At 67.0% G+C, this 5,386-nt stretch carries 6 protein-coding genes and 1 pseudogene; 2 read left to right on the top strand and 5 right to left on the bottom strand.

Annotated features, from left to right (window positions below):
- Positions 1-447: AMP-binding protein (locus WA965_RS21950; protein WP_526448070.1), on the bottom strand; the 447-nt coding region annotated here is incomplete at its 3' end.
- A 231-nt stretch (positions 448-678) separates the two neighbouring features.
- On the opposite strand from WA965_RS21950, the gene WA965_RS21945 reads away from it, so the two are divergent.
- Positions 679-1,716 carry a TerC family protein gene (locus WA965_RS21945; RefSeq protein ID WP_526299200.1) on the top strand — a complete coding sequence of 346 codons (1,038 nt, stop codon included), beginning with the start codon at positions 679-681 and terminating at the stop codon, positions 1,714-1,716.
- A gap of 6 nt (positions 1,717-1,722) precedes the next feature.
- On the opposite strand, the gene WA965_RS21940 is transcribed toward WA965_RS21945, so the two are convergent.
- From WA965_RS21940 to WA965_RS21925, 4 genes are all read right to left on the bottom strand, one after another.
- A complete protein-coding gene (locus WA965_RS21940; protein ID WP_526299202.1) occupies positions 1,723-2,901 on the bottom strand; it encodes a serine hydrolase domain-containing protein in 1,179 nt (392 codons plus the stop codon).
- On the bottom strand, positions 2,898-3,947 hold the full coding sequence (gene alc, locus WA965_RS21935) for an allantoicase (RefSeq protein WP_526448069.1): 1,050 nt from the start codon (positions 3,945-3,947) through the stop codon (positions 2,898-2,900). The genes WA965_RS21940 and alc overlap by 4 nt, the downstream gene beginning before the upstream one ends.
- 19 nt (positions 3,948-3,966) lie before the next feature.
- Entirely contained in the window at positions 3,967-4,488 is a 522-nt protein-coding gene (locus WA965_RS21930; protein ID WP_526297295.1) for a 2-oxo-4-hydroxy-4-carboxy-5-ureidoimidazoline decarboxylase, read from the bottom strand.
- A 92-nt stretch (positions 4,489-4,580) separates the two neighbouring features.
- On the bottom strand, positions 4,581-5,066 hold the full coding sequence (locus WA965_RS21925; RefSeq protein WP_526297297.1) for an inorganic diphosphatase: 486 nt from the start codon (positions 5,064-5,066) through the stop codon (positions 4,581-4,583).
- Positions 5,067-5,178: 112 nt separating this feature from the next.
- On the opposite strand from WA965_RS21925, the pseudogene WA965_RS21920 reads away from it, so the two are divergent.
- A pseudogene (locus WA965_RS21920) lies at positions 5,179-5,386 on the top strand (D-alanyl-D-alanine carboxypeptidase); the annotation flags it as partial.

Below are 5,386 nucleotides of genomic sequence, written 5' to 3'. Positions count from 1 at the left end.
ACTCAGCGGCGGCGCTGCCCGCCATCCCCGCGACGAACCCGGTCCGCGCACCAACCCCTGCTCGGTGATCACCGCGACCACCTCCGCTTCGGTGAACACCAACTCGGCGCGTTCGGCGGGGTCGTCGGCGTCGACCGGGACGTAGGCGGCGCCGGTCGCCAGCGTCGCCAGGATCGCGACGTACAGCGCGTAGCTTCCCGAGGGCATCCGGATGCCGATCCGGTCGCCACGGCCGATGCCGCGCGCAGCCAGCCACGAGACGCTGTCCTCGACATCGGAGATCAGCTCGGCGTAGGTGAGCTGGACGGTGCCGTCGTCGAGTGCTGTGGCGTCGGGATGGCGGCGCGCGGTGTCGTACAGGATGTCGATCAGCGTGCGTGGCTCTGAGGCCTGCTCCGACAGCAGGAATTCACGGGGGATCTCGGGGGTTGGATCCGCTGCTGTCACGGGTACAAACTACTCAGCGCACGGGGTTGTTCGTGTCGGTGAGTGCTTCGTTTCGCGTGTCGGAGACCTGACTGGCACAATGATCCGCTTGGAGGGGAGTATTCCTTCGCCGCTGTGTCGTCATCTCGTCGTCCGTCCTAGGACGACCGGTGCTGCGGGCCTACCATCGACCCGCGGGGGCCGACGGGTGGCGGAAGAGACCTCCGGCGTTGAGTGACGACCGGAGGTTTGATGAACGTAAGTGGACTCGAGTGGGGCATCACGCTCGCCGTGACGATCGGCATCCTGCTTGTCGACGTCTTGATATTCGGGCGGAGGCCGCACGAGCCGTCGCGGCGGGAGACCGGGACCGCGCTGACGGTCTACATCGGCCTCGCCATCGCCTTCGGGTTGTGGACGTGGTTCTACCACGGCAGCCAGTTCGGGATCGAGTTCTTCGCCGGCTGGCTCACCGAGTACAGCCTGTCGGTGGACAACCTGTTCATCTTCTTGATCATCATGGCCAGCTTCAAGGTGCCGAGGATCTACCAGCAGCAGGCGCTGCTGGTCGGCATCATCCTGGCGCTGATCTTCCGCGGCATCTTCATCGCGATCGGCGCCGTGGCCATCAACCAGTTCTCCTGGGTGTTCTACCTGTTCGGTGCGTTCCTGATCTACACCGCGATCAAGCTCGTCAGGGACACCGAACACGACGACGACGCCGACAACTCGGTGGTCAGGTTCGCCCAGCGGCACTTGAAGTTCACCGACCAGTGGGACGGCCTGCGGCTGTGGGTCAAGGAGAACGGCACGCGGGTGATGACGCCGATGTTCCTCGTCATCGTCGCGCTGGGCACCACCGACCTGTTGTTCGCGCTGGACTCCATCCCGGCCATCTACGGGCTCACCCGCGAGCCCTACCTGGTGTTCACCGCCAACGTGTTCGCGCTGATGGGTCTGCGGCAGCTGTACTTCCTGCTCGGGGACCTGCTCAAGCGGCTGGTGTACCTGTCCCAGGGCCTGGCGTTCATCCTCGGTTTCATCGGCATCAAGCTGTTGCTGCACGCGCTGCACGAGAACGAACTGCCGTTCATCAACGGTGGCGAGCACGTGCCGGTGCCGGAGATCCCGACGCTGGCCAGTCTCGGCGTCATCATCGTCACGCTGCTGATCACGACGGTGGCCAGCCTCTACAAGACCCGGGTTCACGACGTCCGCAAGAACGGTGAGCCGACGGAGGTCGAGGCGGCCGACCTCACCACCGATCCGAAGGAGGATCCGTCGCGCTGAGCGGGCTCAGCCCGACGCGACAGCGGCGTTGATCAACCGTGCATAGCGGTTGGTGCGGGCGTTGCCCGTCGTCCCCGGACCCATCTTGTTCATGACATAGGCGTAAGTGGCGCGTCGGTCGGTGTCCATGACCACGAGCGACCCGCCCCAGCCGCCCCACCAGCAGGCCCTGCCGTCGGGGACCGCCTTGATGCTCTCGGGTGAGGACAGTCCGAAGCCGATCCCGAACCGCAGCGGAACGAACAGCACCTGGTCGACGCCGTCGGCCTGCTCGGCGAAGATCATGTCGATGGTGCCGGGGGAGAGCAGCTGCACGCCGTTCGCCTTGCCGCTCAACGAGATCGGCGACAGCGCCCGGACGAGTCCGCGCGCGTTTCCGTGACCGTTGGCGCCCCCGATGTCGGCATCGCGCCACGGCGCGGTCTCGGCGAGGGCGACGCCGGAGGCCCCCGGCGGAAAGGCGGCGAACGTCTTGACCGCCGGGTGGTCGGGCGCCAGTCGGGCCAGGCCGAGATCGCGCGGCGGCGGCGGGACCAGTTCGGCGATGCGCCCGGTGTCTTCAGGCACCGCACCGATCTGGACATCGGCGCCGAGCGGTTCGGCGATCTCGGTGCGGACGAAATCCTTGAGCGACCGGCCGGTGATCCGGCGCAGGATCTCGCCGATCAGGTGGCCGAAGGGCAGGGCGTGATAACCCGACGCCGTTCCCGGTGGCCACCACGGTGCCTGCCCAGCGAGGTGCGAGGTCGCCTTCTCCCAGTCGTAGACGTCGTCGACGGTGAACGGCGCCTCCCAGCCGGAGACCCCCGAGGTGTGCGAGAGCAGATGTCGCACCTCGATGTCCTGCTTGCCGTTGGCCCCGAACTCCGGCCAGTACGAGGCGACCGTGGCGAACGGGTCCAGCACACCTCGGTCGACGAGAATCAGCGCGGCCAACGAGGTGAGGGTCTTGGTGCAGGACCAGAAGTTCACGATCGTGTCCTGCTGCCAGGGTGATGTCTGCGCGCGATCGGCGTGGCCGCCCCAGATGTCGGCGACCAGTTCACCGTCGATGTCCACGGCGATGGACGCGCCGAGTTCCTCACCGCGGGCCAGCTCATCGGCCAGCGCTTCGGCGAGGGGGTCGAACCGGGAATCCCACCGGCCGTGAATCGCTGTGCCGGTCCCGCCGACGTCGTCGGTCACGCGCTGGCTTCCCACCGCTCGTTGAGCCGCCGCAGACCGTCGGAGGTCAGTCGGCCGAACAGCCGCAGCCGAGCCATCCCGCCGTCGGGGTGGATGTCGAGACGCACCTCGGTGACGGGATGTGCGGAACCGTTGTCCGGCTCGATCAGGAACCGGTGCTTGGTGTCTGGTTGCAGATCGGTGTGCGGCACCAGATCGAACCACTCGCCGTCGCCGTCGCGGCCCCGCAGCCGGGCGGAGCCGGGCGCATTTCCGATGAAGTAGGACGTGTCCAGCTCGGCCGCCGCCAGCACGCCCTGACCCGCCAAACGCACCTGGACCCAGTCGTTTCCGGCATCACGCCGGCGTGAGGTCTCCCACCCCTCACCCATGGTCCTGGCCGCGCCGGGCAGCAGCAGATTGTTCGGTGAACTGTAGAACATGTTGGAACAGGCCGTGATTCGGCCGCCGTTCTCCAAGGCGGCGAGGTCCAGCGGAAGCTCGGTGAAGCGCGGATCCAGCAGCCCTTCGCCGTGCACCCGAAGCCGCGCCACGCCGCCGTCGGGGTAGATGGCCAGCCGCACATGGGTCCAGCGCCGAGGCGATTCGACGGCGAACGGGTTGCGGGTGTCGCCGTTGACCGCTCGCCGCTCGACGATGGTGGTCCACTCCACGTCGTGGGCCAACTCCTCGGGTGACGGATATCCCTCCACGAATGCGGCCGCGACCGAGATCTCGGGCGGATAGTTGCCCGTGAACCACGCGGTGTCCACCACCACGCCGCGGATGACGCCCGGGACACCGAGGCGGACGATCGCAAAATCGTGCGAATCGCTTGTGGCGCCGCGGCGCCGACGAGTCTCCCACCCGTCGTAGATCTGACCCTTGTGGCCGAACGTGGCCGGCTGATACTCCGGTGCGCCCGGTTTGATCAGGTTCTCTTTCTCGGCGAACACATCGTCGTTGGCCCACAGCACCGCTCCACCCGCGGATCGGGCGGCGAGATCGGGAAGGGAGAGAAAGTGGGAGTGTCCGGCGGGTCTTGTCGGTGGAGTGCTCACCGGCAAAGCCTAGGCGAGCGCCCGGTCACCAGTTGTCGTAGCCGCCCTCGGGGCCGAGCATCCGCTCGAGTCGCGTGCGGTTGATCCGGGCCAGCTCGTTGCGGACCACTTTGCGCTCGGTCTCGTGGTCGTTGTGCAACCGGTCGCGCAGTGTGGCGAGCACGTCGTCGGCGCGGTAGCCGTTGATGAACATCACGAATCCGAACCCGAAATGTTGCAGGTAGGTCTTCGATGCCGCCGCCAACTCGGCCATCATCTCGGGGCGCTCGTCGGTGATGGCGCACTGCTCGGCCTGGGACTTCTCGCTGCCCGGCCGCCGGCCGACGTCCGGGTACGCCTCCAGGATGGAGTCGACGGACTCCTCGCTCAGCCCGAACAGCAGCGAGTCGGCACAGCGGTACAGCTGCTCGTAGGTGTCGAAGGGGCGCGCCCGTGCCAGATCGGCGGCCAGCGGGACGCTGTAGCAGCACTCGTAGACGGCGTGGACGGCGCGACGCAACGGCATCGCGTTGAAGGCGTCCAGCCCCAGTCCCTGATGCAACAGCACAACGCCATGATCGAAGGCCGAAGGGACAGCTGCGTTACGTCGTGTTACGGCCACGCAAATTCCCGCGGTGACCTGAGTCTCAAACCGGCCCGTCAGTGCCCTTCGGCCTTGAACCTCTCCACCGAGCGCAACACCTCGGCCTCGGCGTCGGCGCGGCCCACCCAGTCGGCGGCTTCGACGAACTTGCCGGGTTCGAGATCCTTGTAGTGCACGAAGAAGTGTTTGATGGCGTCCAGTTCGAACGACGAGATGTCGCCGATATCGGTGATGTGGTCCCACCGCGGGTCGGCGAGCACACACAGCACCTTGTCGTCGCCGCCCTTCTCGTCGGTCATCCGGAACATGCCGACCGGGCGGGCCTCGACGATGCATCCCGGGAAGACCGGTTCGGGCAGCAGCACCAGCGCGTCCAGCGGATCGCCGTCCTCGCCGAGGGTGTCCTCGATGTAGCCGTAGTCCGTCGGGTATCCCATCGCCGTGAAGAGATAGCGGTCCAGCTTCACCTTCCCGCTGTCGTGGTCCACCTCATACTTGTTGCGCGATCCCTTCTGGATCTCGATGAGGACATCGAACTGCACCGGGGGACTCCTTCGGCTCAGGGTCGCCTGCTGACGACGCGGGTTAACACTAAACGAGCGATACCCTGCTCTACAGGGGTGGCTCGGGTAGTCGATCGAGAGCAGGAGATACATGCGTCCCACTCGGTGGCGGCGATCCACCCACGTGGTGGTCGGGGTGGCGGTACTGCTGCTGGTTGTCGTCGTCGTGGCGGCGGCTGCCCTGCTGACCGCGGGGCGGTCCGACGACGAACTGGCCGTCGAACCCGCGCCTGCGCCGGCCACCGCCCAGCCGGCTGTCGTCCCGGTGCCCGACACCGCGGACGCACCCACCGCAGACG

It is taken from the genome of Mycobacterium sp. (assembly GCF_049683935.1).
Taxonomy (GTDB): Bacteria; Actinomycetota; Actinomycetes; order Mycobacteriales; family Mycobacteriaceae; genus Mycobacterium.
Note: the sequence above shows the minus strand (reverse complement) of the source record. Positions and strands in the feature narration are given on the sequence as shown.